Here is a 19825-nt window from a genome sequence, read left to right on the forward strand (position 1 = left end):
CCTCTTGTTGCTGAAAAGGGTACGGCGCGCTGGCTTAAAGGTAAAATTGATTATATATTTATAATCAATCTTTATAAGTGGTAAGGGATCTCCTGTGCACATAACCCTGCGCCAGCTCGAAGTGTTTGCTGAAGTGCTGAAAAGCGGCTCCACCACCCAGGCCTCCCAGCGTCTGGCGCTGTCGCAATCTGCGGTGAGCGCTGCGCTGACGGATCTGGAGGGCCAGCTTGGCGTGCAGTTGTTCGATCGCGTGGGCAAACGGCTGGTGGTGAATGAACACGGGCGACTGCTCTATCCGCGGGCGCTGGCGGCGCTGGAGCAGGCAAGCGAAATTGAACAGCTGTTTCGTGAAGCTAACGGTGCCATCCGCGTCTTCGCCAGTAGCACCATCGGTAACTACATCCTGCCAGAGGTGATCGCCCACTACCGGCGTGATTTTCCCGAGCTGCCGCTGGAACTGAGCGTCGGCAATAGCCAGGATGTGATCACCGCCGTGGCCGATTTTCGTGTTGATATCGGGCTTATCGAAGGGCCGTGCCATGCGGCGGAGATCATCGCTGAGCCCTGGCTGGAAGATGAACTGGTGGTGTTTGCGCCGCCTTCCTCGCCGCTGTTGCAAAGTGAGGTAACGCTGGAAGCCCTTGCCGCGGCACCGTGGATCCTGCGCGAGCGCGGCTCCGGTACCCGCGAAATCGTCGACTATTTACTGCTCTCACACCTGCCGCAGTTTCAGCTAGGCATGGAGCTTGGCAATTCAGAAGCGATCAAGCATGCGGTACGCCACGGGCTTGGCATCAGCTGTCTGTCGCGCCGCGTGATTGCCGAACAGCTGGAAACCGGCACGCTGATGGAAGTCCCGCTGCCGTTACCTCGCCTGGTACGCACCCTGTGGCGCATTCATCACCGCCAGAAACATCTCTCCAGCGCGTTGACCCGCTTTATCCGCTACTGCGATATCTGATTGCACCATCAGCAGGCACCTGCACCGTTTTAGGGGTGCAGGCCTCCTCTCGTTTACCCGCACTCCCGCTGAATCAGGCACTGGCTTCGTTGGCACATTAGTTGCAAAAAGTGATTCAAAGAATCTTTTGTTTCATGGGCGATGAGGTGTTGAGATGAAAAAGTGGATGATGGCGACAGCCAGTGCAGCAGTAATGATGATCTGTTCCGCCCAGGCGCTGGCGGATCAGTTGCAGGATATTCAACAGCGCGGCGTGCTGCGCGTGGCCGTCCCGCAGGATTTCCCGCCGTTTGGCTCGGTAGGCACCGATTTGCAGCCGCAGGGCTACGATATCGACATGGCCAACTACCTGGCAAAAGGGATGAAGGTGAAGCTGCAACTGGTGCCGGTCACCAGCGCAAACCGTGTGCCCTATCTGCAAACCAATAAAGTTGACCTGGTGATCTCAAGCCTCGGTAAAAATGCCGAGCGTGAGCGGGTGATCGATTTCAGCCGCGCCTATGCGCCATTCTTCCTCGGCGTCTTTGGCCCGAAAGACGCAACCCTTACCGATGCGAAAGCCCTGAGCGGCAAAACCATCGGCGTCACGCGCGGCGCGGTGGAAGATATGGTGCTGAGCGATATCGCGCCAAAAGATGCGCAGGTGAAGCGTTATGAAGATAACAACACCACGCTCTCCGCCTATCTCTCCGGCCAGGTGGCCTTCCTCGCCACGGGCAATGTGGTCGTCGCGGCGATTGCCCGCCAGAACCCGCAAAAGGCGCCGGTGAGCAAATTTATGCTTAAGGACTCTCCCTGCTTTATCGGGCTGATGAAAAACCAGCCGGCGCTGAAGGCGGAGGTCGACAAGCTGGTCGATCAGGCGCAGAAAGAGGGCACGCTCAACAGCTTCTCGCAGAAGTGGATGCAGGCCCCGCTGCCCGCGAACTTTGGCGCATAAGCGATGACGGTGACGCTTGATTTTGCCGCGCTCTGGCCCTTCTGGCCGGAACTGCTGGCCGGATTGTGGACAACCATCACCCTGACGCTGCTGGCAACGGTGGGCGGCGTCGCGCTTGGCATCCTCGGCGCGGCGCTGCGCAGCGGCAAACCGGGCGTGTTGCGCACGCTGTGGGGGATCTATGTCGAGGTGATCCGCAACACGCCGTTTGTCGTGCAACTCTTCTTTATTGTTTTTGGTTTGCCAGGGCTGGGGCTAAAGCTCACCGCCGGGCAGGCGGCGCTGCTCGCCATGCTGATTAACCTTGGCGCCTACAGCACGGAGATTATTCGTGCGGGCATTCAGGTGACGCCAAAAGGGCAGTGGGAAGCGGCGCGCGTACTCGGCCTGACAAAAGTCCAGACCTTCCTGCGCGTGGTGCTGCCGCCCGCGCTGGCGCGGATCTACCCGGCGCTGGTCAGCCAGTGCGTGATGGTGATGCTCGGCTCGTCGGTGGTGTCGCAGGTCTCTTATGAGGAACTGACGTTTATGGCGAACCTCATTCAGTCGCGCACCTTCTTAAGTTTTGAAGTCTATTTCGTCACCACGCTGATTTACCTCGCGCTCTCGCTGCTGATGCGCCAGGCGCTGCTGGCGATTGGGCGTAAATGGTTAGGGAGCAGAGCATGATGAGTACCTTTACCGACTGGGATATTGTGCGCAATCTGCTGCTGGCCGCCCGCTGGACGGTGCTGCTCTCGCTGATCGCCTTTTTCTGCGGCACGCTGGTCACCCTGCCGCTGCTGATGGTGCGCCTTGGCCGCTGGCGCTGGCCGCAGCGTTTTGTCAGCGCCTATGCCGCGCTGTTTCAGGGTACGCCGCTACTGATGCAGCTGTTCCTCGCCTTTTTTGGCCTTGGGCTGTTCGGTATTGATGTCAGTGCCTGGACCGCCGCCACGCTTGCTTTAACGCTGTTTACCAGCGCCTTTCTGCTCGATATCTGGTACGGGTCGATTCGCGCCCTGCCAAAAGGGCAGTGGGAAGCCAGCCGCTGTCTCGGGCTGAGCTTTGGTCAGACGCTGTTTCGCGTTATCGCCCCGCAGGCGATCCGCATTGCCATTGCGCCAACGGTGGGCTTTTCCGTGCAGGTGGTGAAGGGCACGGCGCTGGCATCCATCATCGGTTTTGTCGAGCTAACCAAGGCAGGCACCATGCTGAACAACGTCACCTTTGCGCCGTTTAAAGTCTTTGGCCTCGTCGCCGCAGGCTACTTCCTGCTGTGTTATCCGCTGTCGCGCTACAGCCGTTATCTGGAGAAAAAGTTCCATGCCGCTCATCACCATTAATGATGTTCAGAAATATTATGGCGACAACCATGTGCTGAAGGGCGTAAGCCTGGATATTGAGATGGGCGAAGTGGTGTCGATTATCGGGCGCAGCGGCTCGGGCAAAAGCACCCTGTTGCGCTGCATGAACGGGCTGGAGGGCTACCAGGATGGCAGCATCAAACTTGGCGGCATGACGGTGACCGACCGTGAATCGCAGGCGCGGGAGATCAGCCGATCCGTCGGGATGGTGTTTCAGAGCTTCAACCTCTTTCCCCACATGACGGCGCTGGAAAATGTGATGCTGGCGCCGCGTCGGGTGCTGAAAATGCCGGCTGAAGCCTGCCGCGAGCTGGCGGTGGAGATGCTGGAGAAAGTCGGGCTTGGCGATCGCATCGATTATGCGCCGTCGAGCCTCTCCGGCGGTCAGCAGCAGCGCGTTGCCATTGCCCGCGCGCTGGCGATGAAGCCGAAAGTTTTACTCTGCGATGAGATCACCTCCGCGCTCGATCCCGAGCTGGTCGGCGAAGTGCTGCGCGTGCTGGAGAAGCTTGCCGCAGAAGGGATGACGCTGATTCTGGTCACCCATGAGATGAATTTCGCCCGTGAAGTGGGCGATCGGGTGGTGTTTATGCATCAGGGCAAAGTGTGGGAGCAGGGGGCGAGTAAAACCTTCTTCAGCCAGCCGCGCACGCCTGAGTTACAGCAGTTTATCGCTTCGGTACGCGGTCTCGCCTGACCGCGCGTTTTCGCCTCGCAACATCCTCCATTCACTGCTTTACTTATAATTCGCGGCCAATTATGAAGGTCTCTAATAAGAGACCTTTTCCACCGGAAGGGCCGCGTTTCGTCTGCTACAATCGCGCCTCATTTTTTGGATGGATAGCTTTTTCTTATGGTTTCCGAAACAAAAACCACAGAAGCGACCACGCTTCGTCGTGCACTGAAAGCGCGTCATCTGACGATGATCGCAATTGGCGGCTCCATCGGGACCGGTCTGTTTGTCGCCTCCGGGGCGACCATCTCCTCAGCGGGGCCGGGCGGCGCGCTGCTCTCCTATATGCTGATTGGCCTGATGGTCTATTTCCTGATGACCAGCCTTGGCGAACTTGCTGCCTTTATGCCGGTTTCCGGCTCTTTTTCGACCTACGGGCAGAAATATGTCGAAGAGGGCTTCGGCTTCGCCCTCGGCTGGAACTACTGGTACAACTGGGCGGTGACCATCGCCGTTGACCTTGTCGCTTCCCAACTGGTGATGACCTGGTGGTTCCCGGATACGCCGGGCTGGATCTGGAGCGCGCTCTTCCTGGTCGTTATCTTCCTGCTTAACTACATCTCGGTGAAAGGCTTTGGCGAGGCGGAATACTGGTTTTCGCTGATCAAAGTGACCACCGTGATTATCTTTATCATTGTCGGCGTGATGATGATTGTCGGCATTTTCCAGGGTGAAAAACCGGCGGGCTGGAGCAACTGGAGCATCGGCGACGCGCCGTTTGCCGGCGGTTTCTCGGCGATGATTGGCGTGGCGATGATTGTTGGCTTCTCCTTCCAGGGCACCGAGCTTATCGGTATTGCGGCTGGTGAATCCGAAGATCCGGAGAAGAACATTCCGCGCGCGGTGCGTCAGGTCTTCTGGCGAATCCTGCTCTTCTACGTCTTCGCAATTTTGATTATCAGCCTGATCATTCCCTATACCGATCCAAGCCTGCTGCGTAACGACGTGAAAGATATCAGCGTCAGCCCGTTCACGCTGGTGTTCCAACATGCTGGCCTGCTTTCGGCGGCGGCGGTGATGAATGCGGTGATCCTGACGGCGGTACTTTCGGCGGGTAACTCGGGCATGTATGCGTCGACCCGTATGCTCTACACGCTGGCCTGCGACGGCAAAGCGCCGCGCATCTTCGCCAAATTGTCGAAAGGCGGCGTGCCGCGCAACGCGCTCTATGCCACCACGGTGATTGCCGGTCTCTGCTTCCTGACCTCGATGTTTGGCAACCAGACCGTTTACCTGTGGCTGCTTAACACCTCCGGCATGACGGGCTTTATCGCCTGGCTGGGGATTGCCATCAGCCACTACCGTTTCCGCCGCGGTTATGTTGCGCAGGGCCACTCGCTGGATAACCTGCCGTACCGCTCCGGCTTCTTCCCGATTGGGCCGATCTTTGCCTTTGTGCTCTGCCTGATCATCACGCTTGGGCAGAACTATCAGGCCTTCCTCGAAGACTCCATTGACTGGGGCGCGGTGACGGCGACCTATATCGGCATTCCGCTCTTCCTGGTGATCTGGCTGGGCTACAAGTTCAGCAAAGGGACGCGCTTTGTGCGCTACAGCGAGATGGAGTTCCCGGAACGCTTTACCAAATAATTACCTGCTTGACGCCCTCTGCTCGGAGGGCGTTTTTTTATCACTTTCTCCTCCCATTTACCCGCCCTCCTTTACATAACTTTAAGTTTGCGAAATTGATAATCATTCTCGTTTGCACTAAGGTAAGCGTCTGAAAAAAAAGGGAACCCGGCGGGATTCATGCGCCTGATGTTTCCACAATCTATAACGCCCTCGTCAATGTAACGGGGCGCGGTTTTGCAATACGTGAGCAACTTTTTCAATCTTTTTCAGACCTCATGGAGTTACGGAATGTTTACCTTGAATCCCATTATGCGGGGAGGCCTCTGTGCGTCCGCGTTAACGCTGGCGCTGCCGGTGATGGCCGCCGCAGGGGAGGGTGAAACGCTGGTGGTGACCGCTTCGGCCAGCGAGCAGAACCTGAAAGATGCGCCTGCCAGCATCAGTGTCATCACGCAGCAGGATTTACAGCGCAGGCCGGTGCAAAACCTGAAAGATGTGCTGAAAGAGGTACCCGGCGTACAGCTCACTAATGAAGGGGATAACCGCAAAGGTGTCAGCCTGCGCGGGCTGAACAGCAGCTACACCCTGATTCTGATTGATGGCAAGCGCGTCAACTCGCGCAATGCCGTCTTCCGCCACAACGATTTTGACCTCAACTGGATCCCGGTAGAAGCGATTGAGCGCATTGAAGTGGTGCGCGGCCCGATGTCGTCGCTGTATGGCTCCGACGCCCTCGGCGGCGTGGTGAATATCATTACCAAAAAAATCGGCCAGCGCTGGAGCGGCTCAATTACAGCAGACACCACCATCCAGGCGCACCGCGATCGCGGCGATACGCAAAATGGCCAGTTCTACACCAGCGGGCCACTGATTGACGGCGTGCTCGGGCTGAAGGCCTTTGGCGGTGTGGCGAAGCGCGAAAAAGATCGGCAGCAGGCTTCGCAAACCGCCGCCAGCGGTGAGTCACCGCGCATCGAGGGCTTTACCAGCCGCGATGGCAATGTTGAACTGGCATGGACGCCAACCAAAGATCACGACTTTACCGCTGGTTACGGTTATGACCGCCAGGACCGCAACTCTGATTCACTGAATAAAAACCGCCTCGATCGCCAGAACTACTCGCTGGCGCACAACGGGCGCTGGGGCACGGCTAATAGCGAGCTGCGTTTCTACGGCGAGAAGATCGATAACAAAAACCCCGGTAACGCCAGCGCTATCCGTTCGGAAAGCAACACCGTGGATGGCAAAGTGGTGCTGCCGCTCGGTGAGATCAATCAATTAGTGACGCTGGGCGGTGAATGGCGTCATGACAAACTCAGCGATCCCATTAACCTGACCGGCGGTAACAGCAGTAAAACCTCCTCCAGCCAGTACGCGCTGTTTATTGAAGATGAGTGGCGGATTATTGAACCGCTGGCGCTGACCACCGGCCTGCGCATGGATGACCATGAAACCTATGGCGATCACTGGAGCCCACGTGCCTACCTGGTGTGGAGCGCTACCGATACCATCACGGTGAAAGGGGGCTGGGCAACGGCCTTTAAAGCGCCGTCGCTGTTGCAGCTAAGCCCCGACTGGGCGAGCAACTCCTGTCGCGGCAGTTGCCGGATTGTCGGCAGCCCGGAGCTAAAACCGGAAACCAGCGAAAGCTTCGAACTGGGGCTCTACTACAGTGGCGAAGAGGGCTGGCTCGAGGGCGTGCAGGGCAGCGTTACCGCCTTCCAGAACAATATTGAGGATATGATCAATATCAGCCGAACTCCCAGCCTGACCGAAGCGCCGGGCTATCCGAACTTTGTCGGCTTTGAGCGTAACGCTCGTGGGGCGCGGGTACCGGTGTTCCGCTACTACAACGTCGATAAAGCGCGGATTCAGGGCGTAGAGACGGAGGTGAAAATCCCGTTCGATGAAGCGTGGAAACTAACGCTTAATTACACCTATAACGACGGGCGCAACCTGAGCGGCGGCGGCAATAAACCGTTGCAGGATCTGCCGTTCCACACCGCTAACGGTACGCTGGACTGGCAGGCTAACGACGCGTGGTCGTTCTATGTCTCGGCGAACTATAGCGGCGAGAAACGCTCGGTCTCCCAGGGCGCAACGCCGGGCGGATATGTTATCTGGAATGCGGGCGGCGCGTGGCAGGCGACGAAAAACGTCAAACTGCGCGCGGGCGTGCTTAACCTCGGCGATAAAGATCTCAGCCGGGATGACTACAGCTTTAACGAAGATGGACGTCGCTACTTTGCGGCGATTGATTACCGCTTCTGATGAGAGATCCCGGCGCGAAAACGCCGGGGTGACGCTTAGCGGAAGAGGTGCTGCGCATGGAAGCGCAGATGATCTTCAATAAACGAGGCGATAAAGAAGTAGCTGTGATCGTACCCCGGCTGAATACGCAGGGTCAGCGGCCAGCTTTTCTGCCGCGCCACTTCTGCCAGCCGCGCTGGCTGTAACTGATCGGCGAGGAACTGATCGCTGTCCCCCTGATCGATAAGGGTCGGAATGGCGTCACCTTCGCCGCTTTCCAGCATCAGCGCACAGCTGTCCCACTCGCGCCACTGGCTGGCATCCTCACCTAAATAGGCAGTAAAGGCTTTCTGCCCCCACGGCACCTGTAACGGGTTCACAATCGGCGCAAAGGCAGAGACACTGGTGTAACGGCCCGGGTTTTTCAGCGCCATAATCAGCGCGCCGTGGCCGCCCATGGAGTGACCGCTGATCGCCGCCTGGGTGCTGACGTTAAACTCGCTCTGGATAAGGGCCGGGAGTTCGTCGCGCAGATAATCAAACATCCGGTAGTGCGTGGCCCACGGTTGCTGCGTGGCGTTGAGATAGAAGCCTGCCCCTTTACCCAGATCGTAGCTGTCGGCGTCAGCCACCTCATCGCCGCGCGGGCTGGTATCCGGCATCACCAGCACAATGCCCAGTTCAGAGGCGACGCGCTGCGCACCGGCTTTGGTGGTGAAATTCTCATCATTGCAGGTCAGGCCGGAGAGCCAGTAAAGCACCGGCGGGCGCGCATCGCTACGCTGCGGCGGTAAAAAGATGCTGAACGTCATGGCGCAGTTCAGGACGCTGGAGTCGTGACGCCAGCGCTGTTGCCAGCCTTCAAAACAGCGGTGCTCTTCGAGCAATTCCATGCGGGGCTCCTCAGGTTTCACAGAGATAAACAGAGTGATAACCCTGCATAATACAGATAATTCACGCCGCTGTGAGTAACTTTCACTTCCGCACTTGCGCAACATAATGCATCATAAACATAACTTTACATTAACATTCGGGGGCTGGGATGGCGCTACGCGTCGCGCTGTGCGGTTTTATCGTGCTGGTGGTGGTGATGGGGATTGGCCGTTTTGCCTTTACGCCACAGGTGCCGTTGATGATCCGCGACGGCCAGCTCACCCTCACCAGTGCCGGGCTGGTGGCAGCCATTAACTACCTTGGTTATCTGCTTGGTGCCTGGGATGCGATGCGCGCGAAGCGGCATATCGAAGTGCGCCTGTGGCTTGGCATTGGCGGCGCGGTGCTGCTCACTTTCCTCTCTGCGCTGGCAGACAACGCGCTGCTGCACGGCGCGATTCGGCTGATTATCGGCGCGATGAGCGGCTGGGGAATGGTGCTGATTGCTGCCTGGACCAATGAGCGGCTGGCTCATGCCGGAAAACCGGGCCTCAGCGCGGCGGTGTTTGCCGGGCCGGGCGCGGGCATCGCGTTAAGCGGCTTGCTGGCGGTGGCGATTCAGGCCAAAGGCTTAAGCGCTGCGTCAGCCTGGCAAGTTTATGGCGTGCTGGCGCTGCTGCTGGTGGCGCTGATTGCCCGCTACTTGCCGAAGCCCGGTGAGTGGCACCGCCCGGAGGTTAAGACGCAGCCTCTGCACCTGACGACCGATCTGAAACGGCTGGTCTGGAGCTATAGCCTGGCCGGGTTTGGCTATATTCTGCCCGCCACCTTTTTGTCGCAGATGGCGGCGCTGCGCTTTCCCGGCAGCCTGTTTGCCCAGTTTGTCTGGCCGGTTTTCGGCCTCGCGGCGGTGATCGGCATTGGCCTTAGTATTCTGCTGCGCCACTGCGGGCAGAGCCATCAGCGGCTGGCGATAGTCCTCTGGTTGCAGGGCGCGGGCGTGCTGGCGGCCTGGCTTCTGCCGGGGTTGAGCGGTCTGGTGTGCGGCGCGGTGCTGGTCGGCGGTGGTTTTCTCTGTGCGGTGCAGCTTTCACTGCTCTATGGCCGCGAGCTGGCACCCTACCACGCGCGTTATATGGCGGGGCTGCTCACCACCGGCTATGCCGTCGGGCAACTGGTCGGCCCGATGACCTCCGCGCTCTCGACCTGGCTTAGCGGACGCCTTGAGCCGGCGCTCGGTATCGCGGCGGTTGCGCTGGCGATTGGTGGTGTTCTGGTGTGGAAACGTCAGCCTGAAAGGCAGCGGCAATTTCAATAATTATCCCCGGCGGGCTGGATTATGTGCGCGACCTCACGCACAATGTTGCCTCACTTCGCCGCAACACGCGAAGCACGCCATACCTGCAGGAGAAGAAGAAAATATGTCATCACTCAGTAAAGAAGCGGCGCTGGTGCACGAGGCGCTGGTTGCCCGTGGTCTGGAAACCCCGCTGCGCCCCCCGGTGCAAATGGATAATGAATCCCGTAAACGCCTTATCGCCGGCCATATGACCGAGATCATGCAGCTGCTCAATCTCGATCTGAATGATGACAGCCTGATGGAAACGCCGCATCGCATCGCCAAAATGTATGTCGATGAGATCTTCTCCGGTCTTGATTACGCTAATTTCCCGAAAATCACCGTCATTGAAAATAAGATGAAGGTCGATGAGATGGTGACCGTGCGCGACATTACGCTCACCAGCACCTGCGAACACCACTTTGTCACGATCGACGGCAAAGCGACGGTGGCCTATATCCCGAAAGAGTCGGTGATTGGCCTGTCGAAAATCAACCGCATTGTGCAGTTCTTCGCCCAGCGCCCGCAGGTTCAGGAACGCCTGACCCAGCAGATCCTCACCGCGCTGCAAACCCTGCTTGGCACCAACAATGTCGCGGTATCGATTGATGCGGTCCATTATTGTGTGAAAGCGCGCGGCATTCGTGATGCGACCAGCGCCACCACTACCACCTCACTCGGTGGCCTGTTTAAGTCGAGCCAGAACACCCGCCAGGAGTTCCTGCGCGCCGTTCGTCACACTAACTGATTGCGGGAGCGCCAACATGGGAAGGAGCGTCACGCTCGATTTTATTCGTGGCCTCGCCATCCTTGGCATTCTGCTGCTCAATATCACCGCCTTTGGTCTGCCGAAGGCGGCCTATCTCAATCCCGCCTGGTATGGCGACATCACCCTGCATGATGCCTGGACCTGGGCGCTGCTCGACCTTTTTGCGCAGGTAAAATTCCTCTCGCTGTTCGCCATTCTTTTTGGTGCCGGGTTGCAGATGCTGCTGCCACGCGGCAAGCGCTGGATCCAGTCCCGCCTGACGCTGCTGGTGCTGCTCGGTTTCATTCACGCACTCTTCTTCTGGGAAGGCGATATTCTGCTGGCTTATGGCCTGGTGGGGCTTATCGGCTGGCGAATGATTCGCGATGCGCAGAGCGTGAAAGCGATGTTTCATACCGGCGTGGTGCTCTATCTCATCGGCATTGTTGTGTTGCTGCTGCTGGGTGCGATCTCCGCTACCACGCCGAACAACTCCTGGCTGCCCGATGCCGCCAACGTGCAGTATGAAGCCTGGTGGCGCACCAGCGGCACGCTGGTGGAGGGGCTGAGCAACCGCAGCGATCTCTTGTCAAACGCCTTGCTGGCGCTCGGCGTGCAGTATGGCTGGCAGCTGGCCGGGCTGATGTTGATTGGTGCTGCACTCATGCGCAGCGGCTGGATGAGAGGGCAGTTCCCGCTTCGCCACTACCGGCGCGTCGGCGCGCTGCTGGTGGTTACGGGAATGGCGGTAAATATTCCGGCCATTGTCGCCCAGTGGCAACTGGGCTGGTCTTACCGCTGGTGCGCCTTCTTTTTGCAGGCGCCGCGCGAGCTGAGCGCGCCGGTGCAGGCCATCGGCTATGCGGCGCTGGCGTGGGGCTTCTGGCCGCAAATCTGCGCCAGTAAACTGGTGAGCGCAATCGCCTGCGTCGGGCGTATGGCGCTCACTAACTATCTGTTGCAGACCCTGATCTGCACCACGCTGTTTTACCACTTCAATCTCTTTATGCGCTTTGACCGCCTGCAACTGCTGGCGATCGTCCCCGCCGTCTGGGCGGTTAATATCCTCTTCTCCGTGCTGTGGCTCAGGCGTTTTCGCCAGGGGCCGCTTGAGTGGCTGTGGCGTCAACTCACCGCCCGTGCGGCGGGCAGCGCATTACCTCCTACAAGCAGATAACGATCTGGATCACAATCGTTAACAAATGCGATGTAACCGTTTCCATTGATGTGATGCCTCTCACGTAGCAAAGCCACCGCGACTGCCAGAATAGCCTCCTTACTTTACCCAGGGGGTGCCTGTGACGTGCCGCCATTCAGACAAGGTGGGAAATAATGATCACCATTCGTGACGTTGCCCGTCATGCGAACGTCTCCGTCGCGACGGTTTCCCGCGTACTCAACAACAGCGCCCTGGTCAGCCAGGAGACACGCGAAACCGTGATGCAGGCGGTCGCCCAGCTCGGTTATCGCCCGAATGCCAACGCCCAGGCGCTGGCGACACAGGTGAGCGACACCATCGGCGTGATCGTAATGGATGTCTCCGATGCCTTCTTTGGCGCGCTGGTCAAAGCGGTGGATACCGTCGCGCAGGAACATCAAAAGTATGTGCTGATTGGCAACAGCTATCATGAGGCGGAAAAAGAGCGCCACGCCATTGAGGTGCTGATACGTCAGCGCTGTAACGCCCTGATTGTGCACTCAAAAGCGCTTAGCGATGAAGAGCTGACGGGCTTTATGGAGCAGATCCCCGGCATGGTGCTGATCAACCGCGTGGTGCCCGGTTACGCACACCGCTGCGTCTGCCTTGATAACGTCAGCGGGGCGGTGATGGCGACGCGCATGCTGCTGAATAACGGCCATCAACGCATCGGCTACCTCGCCTCCAGCCATCAGATTGAAGATAACGATTCGCGCCGCGAAGGGTGGTTCCGCGCGCTGGAAGAGCAGGGCATTGCCGCGCCGGATAGCTGGGTTGGCACCGGTTCGCCGGATATGCAGGGCGGGGAGGCGGCGATGGTAGAACTGCTGGGTCGCAATCTGCAATTGACCGCCGTTTTCGCTTACAACGACAGCATGGCGGCGGGCGCGCTGACGGCGCTGAAAGATAATGGCATTGCGGTGCCACAGCATCTGTCGCTGATTGGTTTCGATGATATCCCGATTGCCCGTTACACCGATCCGCAATTAACCACCGTGCGTTACCCGGTGGCGTCAATGGCGCGGCTGGCGACGGAGCTGGCGTTGCAGGGCGCGGCGGGCAAGCTCGATCCGCAGGCGGCACACTGCTTTATGCCGACGCTGGTACGCCGTCATTCCGTGGCGTTGCGACAAAGTGTGGCACCGATCACTAACTTGTAATGCGCCGCGATGTAACCGTTTTCAATCTGTGAGTAAATTCACAGTATCTTAACAAGGCGCTGACTATGATGTCAGCGTTTTGGAAGCTGAAACACGATGTAACGGTGAGTATTCATTTTTAATGAAACGTTCACGTAAAAGCATCGGATAAAGCGATCTTCTGGAGCGTTACCGAACACGGACGATTGAATTTTTTTAGCGTGGACGTCGGGTGTCAGTAACCTCTTCTTAACATACTGACCCGCCGAGCATTATTCACAAGCACTACCCTGCATATAATAAAACCGGAGATACCATGAATAAGAAGGTGTTGACTCTGTCTGCTGTCATGGCAAGCATGCTGTTTGGCGCAGCCGCACACGCAGCGGATACCCGTATTGGTGTGACCATCTATAAATATGACGACAACTTCATGTCCGTTGTGCGTAAGGCGATTGAGAAAGACGGTAAAGCAGCACCGGATGTGCAGCTGCTGATGAACGACTCCCAGAACGACCAATCCAAACAGAATGATCAGATCGACGTCCTGCTGGCAAAAGGGGTTAAAGCCCTCGCCATCAACCTGGTTGACCCGGCTGCGGCGGGCACGGTGATCGAGAAAGCGCGCGGCCAGAATGTGCCTATCGTCTTCTTCAACAAAGAGCCTTCCCGCAAAGCGCTGGATAGCTATGACAAAGCTTACTACGTCGGCACCGACTCCAAAGAGTCCGGCGTGATTCAGGGCGACCTGATTGCCAAACACTGGGCGGCAAACCCAGGCTGGGATCTGAACAAAGATGGTCAGATTCAGTTCGTGCTCCTGAAAGGCGAGCCGGGCCACCCGGATGCCGAAGCGCGTACCACCTACGTGATTAAAGAGCTGAACGATAAAGGCATCAAAACTCAGCAGCTGGCATTAGATACTGCAATGTGGGACACCGCCCAGGCGAAAGACAAAATGGACGCGTGGCTCTCTGGCCCGAACGCCAACAAAATCGAAGTGGTGATCGCCAACAACGATGCGATGGCAATGGGTGCGGTTGAAGCGCTGAAAGCCCACAACAAATCCGCGATTCCGGTATTTGGCGTCGATGCACTGCCAGAAGCACTGGCGCTGGTGAAATCGGGCGCGATGGCCGGTACCGTGCTGAACGATGCCAACAACCAGGCGAAAGCGACCTTCGATCTGGCGAAAAACCTTGCTGATGGCAAAGGCGCGGCAGATGGCACCACCTGGAAAATTGAGAACAAGATTGTCCGTATTCCTTACGTCGGTGTTGATAAAGACAACCTGGCGCAAATTACCGGTAAATAAGATTCAGTTCGACCGTTCTCACTGGGCGTATTGTTTAATACGCCCTTTTATAAAAATGATATGCCAGGCCAACAAGGTAGAATTATGGTCAGCAATAATACTCAGTCGTCAGGTGAATTCTTGTTGGAAATGAGCAATATCAACAAGTCCTTTCCCGGCGTAAAGGCGCTCGATAATGTCAATTTAAAAGTCCGTCCTCACTCTATTCATGCATTGATGGGTGAAAACGGTGCGGGTAAATCGACATTATTAAAATGCCTTTTTGGGATCTACCAAAAAGATTCCGGCAGCATTCTATTTCAGGGTAAAGAGATCGATTTCCACTCCGCTAAAGAAGCGCTGGAAAACGGTATTTCGATGGTGCACCAGGAGTTGAACCTGGTATTACAGCGTTCGGTGATGGATAACATGTGGCTCGGGCGTTACCCGACCAAAGGCGTGTTTGTCGATCAGGATAAGATGTACCACGACACGAAATCCATCTTTGATGAGCTGGATATTGATATCGATCCCCGTGCGCGTGTCGGGACATTATCCGTTTCCCAGATGCAGATGATCGAAATTGCGAAAGCATTCTCCTATGACGCCAAAATCGTCATTATGGATGAGCCGACGTCGTCGCTGACCGAAAAAGAGGTCAACCATCTGTTTAAAATTATCCGCAAGCTGAAAGAGCGTGGCTGCGGCATAGTTTATATCTCGCACAAGATGGAAGAGATATTCCAGCTGTGCGATGAAATTACCGTTCTGCGCGACGGGCAGTGGATCGCCACCCAGCCGCTGGAAGGGCTGGATATGGATAAGATCATTGCCATGATGGTCGGCCGCTCCCTGAACCAGCGCTTCCCGGACAAGCACAACACGCCGGGCGAGACCATTCTGGAGGTGCGTAATCTCACCTCCCTGCGTCAGCCGTCGATTCGTGATGTGAGCTTTGATCTGCGCAAGGGCGAAATTCTCGGGATTGCCGGGCTGGTGGGCGCGAAGCGTACCGATATCGTGGAGACGCTGTTTGGTATCCGTGAAAAATCGGGCGGCACTATTAAGCTGCACGGTAAAGCGATTAATAACCATACCGCCAACGAAGCCATTAATAACGGCTTCGCCCTGGTCACCGAAGAGCGTCGCTCGACTGGTATTTATGCTTATCTGGATATTGGATTTAACTCATTAATCTCCAATATTCAGAACTACCGTAACAAAGTGGGCTTACTGGATAACAGCCGCATGAAGAGCGATACCCAATGGGTAATTGACTCAATGCGCGTAAAAACCCCTGGCCACCGTACGCAAATTGGTTCGCTCTCCGGCGGTAATCAGCAGAAAGTGATTATTGGACGCTGGTTATTAACCCAGCCGGAAATTTTGATGCTTGATGAACCGACGCGCGGTATTGACGTGGGTGCGAAGTTTGAAATTTATCAGCTGATTGCTGAGCTGGCGAAAAGAGAGAAGGGGATCATTATTATCTCCTCTGAAATGCCTGAGTTGTTAGGCATCACTGACCGTATTCTGGTAATGAGCAATGGCCTCGTCGCTGGAATTGTTGATACTAAAACGACAACGCAAAACGAAATTCTCCGTCTTGCGTCTTTGCACCTTTAAGATCAGGGGCTCCTCATGAGTGCGTTAAATAAAAAGACTTTTCTCACTTATCTGAAAGATGGCGGTATTTACGTCGTTCTTTTAGTGTTGCTGGCCATTATTATTTTCCAGGACCCTACGTTCTTAAGCCTGCTGAACTTAAGTAATATTCTGACCCAGTCTTCAGTGCGTATTATTATCGCACTCGGCGTCGCGGGCCTGATTGTTACCCAGGGCACCGACCTCTCTGCCGGACGTCAGGTCGGGCTGGCGGCAGTGGTGGCGGCAACGCTGCTGCAATCGATGGAGAACGCCAACAAAGTGTTCCCGGAGATGGCGACGATGCCGATTATCGTGGTGGTGCTGATCGTCTGTGTTATCGGCGCGATTATCGGCCTGATCAACGGTATTATCATCGCTTACCTGAATGTGACGCCGTTTATCACCACGCTGGGCACGATGATTATCGTGTACGGTATCAACTCCCTCTATTACGACTTTGTCGGCGCGTCGCCGATCTCCGGCTTCGACAGCGGCTTCTCCACCTTTACCCAGGGCTTTATTGCGCTCGGCAGCTTCCGCCTCTCTTACATCACCTTCTACGCGCTGATCGCCGTGGCGTTTGTCTGGGTGCTGTGGAACAAAACCCGCTTCGGTAAGAACATTTTCGCTATCGGCGGCAACCCGGAAGCGGCAAAAGTGTCTGGTGTGAACGTCGCGCTGAACCTGCTGATGATCTATGCCCTCTCCGGCGTCTTCTACGCCTTCGGCGGGCTGCTGGAAGCGGGCCGTATCGGCTCGGCGACCAACAACCTCGGCTTTATGTATGAGCTCGATGCGATTGCCGCGTGCGTGGTGGGCGGCGTCTCCTTCAGCGGCGGTGTCGGTACCGTGCTGGGCGTGGTGACCGGTGTGATCATCTTTACCGTTATCAACTATGGTCTGACCTATATCGGCATCAACCCTTACTGGCAGTACATCATCAAGGGCGGGATCATCATCTTCGCCGTGGCGCTGGACTCCCTGAAATACGCGCGCAAGAAGTAATCCTTCTGCTCCGCTCTCAAGCCCGCCCTGTGCGGGCTTTTTTATTGCTCTGCCATTAGAAAACTTCATCTATTCAACATGGAGAAATCCCGCGTCGCTGCTACGCTTTATTAAGTCCCAACATTTATAAGGAGATTAGGATGAAGAATGAATTCGCTTTTCCGGCATTCCCCGTCACTGGATGGCAAGTGGGCGCGGTAGACAAGCAGCAGAGCATCGTTGTGAAATTTGGTTACAGCACTTCGCCTTATGGCCCGGGTGCATCGACTTTTGACTCGCAGTTTTTCAGCTTAACTCCCGATATGGTGCGCAGCCTGATCTACGATTTGCAGCGCAGCCTGACGGAGCATGAAATCGAGCACGAAAAAGTCGCCTGAGTTTCCCCTTTTTACCTCCGCAAAGGCACGTGTCATGCAGCTTGCGCTGCGTTGTCGTGTGCCTTGTTTGTGCTTTTAAAATCCCGCTCTGCGCGCATCTTATTGAAGAACCGATCAAATTTAAGGGGATTCTGAAGGCCTTCATCGCAGCGGCTACATACGCTTAAAGGACAATCTTTGAGAGTTGTGATTGCAGCTCAAGGGGCGCTTATGAATTTTGTTTTTTTTAGAGTTGACCACGCACCGCATGAAAAAACCAGTCAGGTGAATTTCGTTTTAAAAAATGTTGAACTGCTTCGTGATGGCGAAGTGATTGCTGTAATCGGCGATCTCACCGTCACGTCATTGCCGTTTTTCTACTTCTGCTCGGTGCAGACCGGGTTTCGCAAGATCGAGTACAGAATGGCTAACAACCCGCCGGCACGGATCACCTGCAGCGCAGGCTATCTGAAAACGGGTGACTATCTGGTGGAGACGCCGGAAGGGGAGAAGGTGATGCAGTTTAATGCGCTAAACGGCACATGGACGCTGGAGCGGAATGCCTCCGCCGTAATCGATCACCAGGGATTTCTTGCCCGTGATTTCACGCTTGTCCGCCCGGCGAAAAGCAGTGGCCGTACGGTGCCCTTCAATTAATCCGCTCTGCTACTTCTTTTTTTGCATATCAACTAACTGCTCGGCCGTGACTGCCGGATAGCCCTGAGCATCCTCCGGCACTTCATGCATCGCAGGGATCGGCACCAGAGGCCCAAGGAAGCGGGGTTCACGTTTAAACAGATAGAGATCTGCAATCGTCCCGAGCCGGGCGCCAAATTCGCGCGCCCGCACGCTCCACATATCTTTAGGCGACGGCACGGCGTAGCACTGCGCCTGAATGCCTAAGTGGCGGGCGATAAACAGCGCGCGTTCACAGTGGAAACGCTGGGTGATGATAATGAAGTCATTGGTGTCGAACACCTTGCGGGTGCGGACAATCGAGTCCAGGGTGCGGAAACCGGCGTAATCGAGCACGATATCCGCAGGATCAACGCCGCCGGCGATCAGATCTTTGCGCATCGTCACCGGCTCGTTATAGCTCTGTTGTGCGTTATCACCGCTCAACAGCAGGTAGTTCACCTTGCCGCTGTTATAGGCGTTAAGGGCACCCTGAATGCGGTAGCGGTAATATTGGTTGATCACACCAGTGCGGTAATATTTGGCAGTGCCAAGCACCACGCCGACCTGACGCCAGGGGAGATCCTGCAGGTCGTCGTAGATATAGGGGGCGGTTTTCCAGCTCATCCAGCGATCGAGACTCAGCGCGGTTAACACCAGCAGACCAATCAGGACTATCAGGCTGTAAAAAACACGCTTTAACATGAAGCAGGCTCGGTAAGGGATTGAAATTGCACTCAGGCTACTTTACCCACACCGCAAGCGCAAGAAACGGCAGCTCAATCGCGCTGTTTTTCATCACTGCGGCCTTAACCGCAGTGATGCGCATCATAGCGTTACGCGCTCAACCGCTTCGCAACCTAACGCACGCAGCGTTGCCGTTGTTGCATCCCACTGCGTTAAGGGCGCGTCAGCGCGTTCCGCCAGCACAGCGCGCGTAATATCCGGGTAGTCGAATCCGCTCAGGCTGAGCAAATTAAGCGCGCCCTGTAACGGCGGCAGCGTCGGGTTAAACGCCGCGTTCTCCGCATAACGTCCGCTGAAGATCTGCCCGTCGCGGCAGAGCAGGGCAACGCCGGAAGGGGAGTGAGTATAAGGGGAGTGGCTCTGGCTGGCTGCGGCAATCGCGGCCTGGGTCAGCGCATCGCCGTGCGGGGCGAAACCGTGATCCTGGGCGTCCATCAGCAGGGTTTTAATCTCCAGATCTTTCGGCCCAAAGGCATCCGGCAGGTAATCACCGAGCGTATGCGGCGCGCGGCCTGGCAGGTTAATGCGCAGCGAAAGCCCGCTGTTGAGTTCATTCATAAACTGCCGGCAGTGGCCGCACGGCGTGTAGTTGACGGTCACCGATTCCAGTGCGGTCTCACCGCGCAGCCAGGCGTGGCTGATGGCGCTCTGCTCGGCATGCACCGTCTGCTGCATGGTGGCACCGATAAACTCCATATTGGCGCCGAAATACCAGCTGCCGCTGACGCCGCGGGCAATCGCGCCGACATTGAAATGGGAGAGATCCGTGCGCGCGCAGGCGGCAGCGAGGGGCAGCAGCGCGAAGGCCAGTGCATCGGCATCCAGCTGGGTCGCGCTTTGCAACGTTGCCACCTGCTCCGCGCTCAGCATAGCGGGGAAGTGTTCATCCGCCAGCAGAGGCGCCAGCGCGGTCTGAAGTTCACCCGGCAGGCCGGAAAAAGCAGTGTGAAAACGAGAATGCATAGCAGTGCCTCATAGCAGTGTATTGGAGAGACAGTGTAC

At 56.7% G+C, this 19825-nt stretch carries 19 protein-coding genes; 16 read left to right on the plus strand and 3 right to left on the minus strand.

The features are described from left to right. The first annotated feature begins 94 nt into the window (after window positions 1–94). The 7 genes from yieE (at window position 95) to cirA (ending at window position 7823) form a co-directional block, all read left to right on the plus strand. Window positions 95–961, plus strand: coding sequence for a DNA-binding transcriptional regulator YeiE (yieE, locus tag EH164_RS07510; protein WP_124967805.1), 867 nt, complete (start codon window positions 95–97; stop codon window positions 959–961). A gap of 154 nt (window positions 962–1115) precedes the next feature. Then, on the plus strand, window positions 1116–1901 hold the full coding sequence (locus tag EH164_RS07515; RefSeq protein WP_124967806.1) for a transporter substrate-binding domain-containing protein: 786 nt from the start codon (window positions 1116–1118) through the stop codon (window positions 1899–1901). Between the two features lie 3 nt (window positions 1902–1904). Next, window positions 1905–2570, plus strand: coding sequence for an amino acid ABC transporter permease (locus tag EH164_RS07520; RefSeq protein ID WP_124967807.1), 666 nt, complete (start codon window positions 1905–1907; stop codon window positions 2568–2570). Beyond that, window positions 2570–3226, plus strand: a complete 657-nt coding sequence (locus EH164_RS07525; protein WP_023479714.1) for an amino acid ABC transporter permease — start codon at window positions 2570–2572, stop codon at window positions 3224–3226. Before EH164_RS07520 ends, EH164_RS07525 begins: the two co-directional genes overlap by 1 nt. Further along, the gene (locus tag EH164_RS07530; RefSeq protein ID WP_124967808.1) at window positions 3207–3944 is read left to right on the plus strand and encodes an amino acid ABC transporter ATP-binding protein; all 738 of its coding nucleotides are present in this window, start codon (window positions 3207–3209) and stop codon (window positions 3942–3944) included. Before EH164_RS07525 ends, EH164_RS07530 begins: the two co-directional genes overlap by 20 nt. 156 nt (window positions 3945–4100) lie before the next feature. Then, the gene (locus tag EH164_RS07535; protein ID WP_124967809.1) at window positions 4101–5570 is read left to right on the plus strand and encodes an amino acid permease; all 1470 of its coding nucleotides are present in this window, start codon (window positions 4101–4103) and stop codon (window positions 5568–5570) included. A 270-nt stretch (window positions 5571–5840) separates the two neighbouring features. Then, the gene (gene cirA / locus EH164_RS07540) at window positions 5841–7823 is read left to right on the plus strand and encodes a catecholate siderophore receptor CirA (protein WP_124967810.1); all 1983 of its coding nucleotides are present in this window, start codon (window positions 5841–5843) and stop codon (window positions 7821–7823) included. A 35-nt stretch (window positions 7824–7858) separates the two neighbouring features. On the opposite strand, the gene fghA is transcribed toward cirA, so the two are convergent. Beyond that, a complete protein-coding gene (gene fghA / locus EH164_RS07545) occupies window positions 7859–8695 on the minus strand; it encodes an S-formylglutathione hydrolase (protein ID WP_042717580.1) in 837 nt (278 codons plus the stop codon). Window positions 8696–8844: 149 nt separating this feature from the next. Here fghA and EH164_RS07550 point away from each other — a divergent pair, with 149 nt between their 5' ends. The 9 genes from EH164_RS07550 (at window position 8845) to EH164_RS07590 (ending at window position 18058) form a co-directional block, all read left to right on the plus strand. After that, complete coding sequence (locus tag EH164_RS07550) at window positions 8845–9993, plus strand: YbfB/YjiJ family MFS transporter (RefSeq protein WP_124967811.1); 1149 nt, start codon at window positions 8845–8847, stop codon at window positions 9991–9993. A gap of 103 nt (window positions 9994–10096) precedes the next feature. Beyond that, window positions 10097–10762 carry a GTP cyclohydrolase I FolE gene (gene folE, locus EH164_RS07555; protein WP_042717583.1) on the plus strand — a complete coding sequence of 222 codons (666 nt, stop codon included), beginning with the start codon at window positions 10097–10099 and terminating at the stop codon, window positions 10760–10762. A gap of 16 nt (window positions 10763–10778) precedes the next feature. Further along, window positions 10779–11939: a DUF418 domain-containing protein YeiB gene (yeiB, locus tag EH164_RS07560; RefSeq protein ID WP_124967812.1), complete on the plus strand. Its 1161-nt coding sequence runs from the start codon at window positions 10779–10781 to the stop codon at window positions 11937–11939. Between the two features lie 155 nt (window positions 11940–12094). Further along, the gene (gene galS, locus EH164_RS07565; RefSeq protein ID WP_023479773.1) at window positions 12095–13120 is read left to right on the plus strand and encodes an HTH-type transcriptional regulator GalS; all 1026 of its coding nucleotides are present in this window, start codon (window positions 12095–12097) and stop codon (window positions 13118–13120) included. A gap of 295 nt (window positions 13121–13415) precedes the next feature. Then, window positions 13416–14414, plus strand: a complete 999-nt coding sequence (mglB, locus tag EH164_RS07570) for a galactose/glucose ABC transporter substrate-binding protein MglB (protein WP_023479914.1) — start codon at window positions 13416–13418, stop codon at window positions 14412–14414. Window positions 14415–14498: 84 nt separating this feature from the next. Continuing rightward, window positions 14499–16019, plus strand: coding sequence for a galactose/methyl galactoside ABC transporter ATP-binding protein MglA (mglA, locus tag EH164_RS07575; RefSeq protein WP_124967813.1), 1521 nt, complete (start codon window positions 14499–14501; stop codon window positions 16017–16019). A 15-nt stretch (window positions 16020–16034) separates the two neighbouring features. Further along, window positions 16035–17045 carry a galactose/methyl galactoside ABC transporter permease MglC gene (gene mglC, locus EH164_RS07580; RefSeq protein ID WP_023479719.1) on the plus strand — a complete coding sequence of 337 codons (1011 nt, stop codon included), beginning with the start codon at window positions 16035–16037 and terminating at the stop codon, window positions 17043–17045. 140 nt (window positions 17046–17185) lie between these two features. Further along, window positions 17186–17422: a bssS family protein gene (locus EH164_RS07585; protein ID WP_023479777.1), complete on the plus strand. Its 237-nt coding sequence runs from the start codon at window positions 17186–17188 to the stop codon at window positions 17420–17422. 186 nt (window positions 17423–17608) lie between these two features. Continuing rightward, the gene (locus tag EH164_RS07590) at window positions 17609–18058 is read left to right on the plus strand and encodes a hypothetical protein (protein ID WP_241175038.1); all 450 of its coding nucleotides are present in this window, start codon (window positions 17609–17611) and stop codon (window positions 18056–18058) included. A gap of 9 nt (window positions 18059–18067) precedes the next feature. Here EH164_RS07590 and sanA read toward each other — a convergent pair whose 3' ends face one another. Beyond that, window positions 18068–18781: an outer membrane permeability protein SanA gene (sanA, locus tag EH164_RS07595; RefSeq protein WP_124967814.1), complete on the minus strand. Its 714-nt coding sequence runs from the start codon at window positions 18779–18781 to the stop codon at window positions 18068–18070. A 123-nt stretch (window positions 18782–18904) separates the two neighbouring features. After that, window positions 18905–19786, minus strand: coding sequence for a cytidine deaminase (cdd, locus tag EH164_RS07600; protein ID WP_124967815.1), 882 nt, complete (start codon window positions 19784–19786; stop codon window positions 18905–18907). Between the last annotated feature and the right edge of the window lie 39 nt (window positions 19787–19825).

Source organism: Kosakonia sp. CCTCC M2018092, assembly GCF_003864115.1.
GTDB lineage: Bacteria > Pseudomonadota > Gammaproteobacteria > Enterobacterales > Enterobacteriaceae > Kosakonia > Kosakonia cowanii.

Excerpts from the sequence above, each read along its gene's own strand:
- EH164_RS07515 (WP_124967806.1), top strand. The coding sequence starts at position 1,116 with ATGAAAAAGTGGATGATGGCGACAGCCAGTGCAGCAGTAATGATGATC.
- EH164_RS07520 (WP_124967807.1), top strand. The coding sequence starts at position 1,905 with ATGACGGTGACGCTTGATTTTGCCGCGCTCTGGCCCTTCTGGCCGGAA.
- EH164_RS07525 (WP_023479714.1), top strand. The coding sequence starts at position 2,570 with ATGAGTACCTTTACCGACTGGGATATTGTGCGCAATCTGCTGCTGGCC.
- EH164_RS07530 (WP_124967808.1), top strand. The coding sequence starts at position 3,207 with ATGCCGCTCATCACCATTAATGATGTTCAGAAATATTATGGCGACAAC.
- EH164_RS07535 (WP_124967809.1), top strand. The coding sequence starts at position 4,101 with ATGGTTTCCGAAACAAAAACCACAGAAGCGACCACGCTTCGTCGTGCA.
- cirA (WP_124967810.1), top strand. The coding sequence starts at position 5,841 with ATGTTTACCTTGAATCCCATTATGCGGGGAGGCCTCTGTGCGTCCGCG.
- fghA (WP_042717580.1), bottom strand. The coding sequence starts at position 8,695 with ATGGAATTGCTCGAAGAGCACCGCTGTTTTGAAGGCTGGCAACAGCGC.
- EH164_RS07550 (WP_124967811.1), top strand. The coding sequence starts at position 8,845 with ATGGCGCTACGCGTCGCGCTGTGCGGTTTTATCGTGCTGGTGGTGGTG.
- folE (WP_042717583.1), top strand. The coding sequence starts at position 10,097 with ATGTCATCACTCAGTAAAGAAGCGGCGCTGGTGCACGAGGCGCTGGTT.
- yeiB (WP_124967812.1), top strand. The coding sequence starts at position 10,779 with ATGGGAAGGAGCGTCACGCTCGATTTTATTCGTGGCCTCGCCATCCTT.
- galS (WP_023479773.1), top strand. The coding sequence starts at position 12,095 with ATGATCACCATTCGTGACGTTGCCCGTCATGCGAACGTCTCCGTCGCG.
- mglB (WP_023479914.1), top strand. The coding sequence starts at position 13,416 with ATGAATAAGAAGGTGTTGACTCTGTCTGCTGTCATGGCAAGCATGCTG.
- mglA (WP_124967813.1), top strand. The coding sequence starts at position 14,499 with ATGGTCAGCAATAATACTCAGTCGTCAGGTGAATTCTTGTTGGAAATG.
- mglC (WP_023479719.1), top strand. The coding sequence starts at position 16,035 with ATGAGTGCGTTAAATAAAAAGACTTTTCTCACTTATCTGAAAGATGGC.
- EH164_RS07585 (WP_023479777.1), top strand. The coding sequence starts at position 17,186 with ATGAAGAATGAATTCGCTTTTCCGGCATTCCCCGTCACTGGATGGCAA.
- sanA (WP_124967814.1), bottom strand. The coding sequence starts at position 18,781 with ATGTTAAAGCGTGTTTTTTACAGCCTGATAGTCCTGATTGGTCTGCTG.
- cdd (WP_124967815.1), bottom strand. The coding sequence starts at position 19,786 with ATGCATTCTCGTTTTCACACTGCTTTTTCCGGCCTGCCGGGTGAACTT.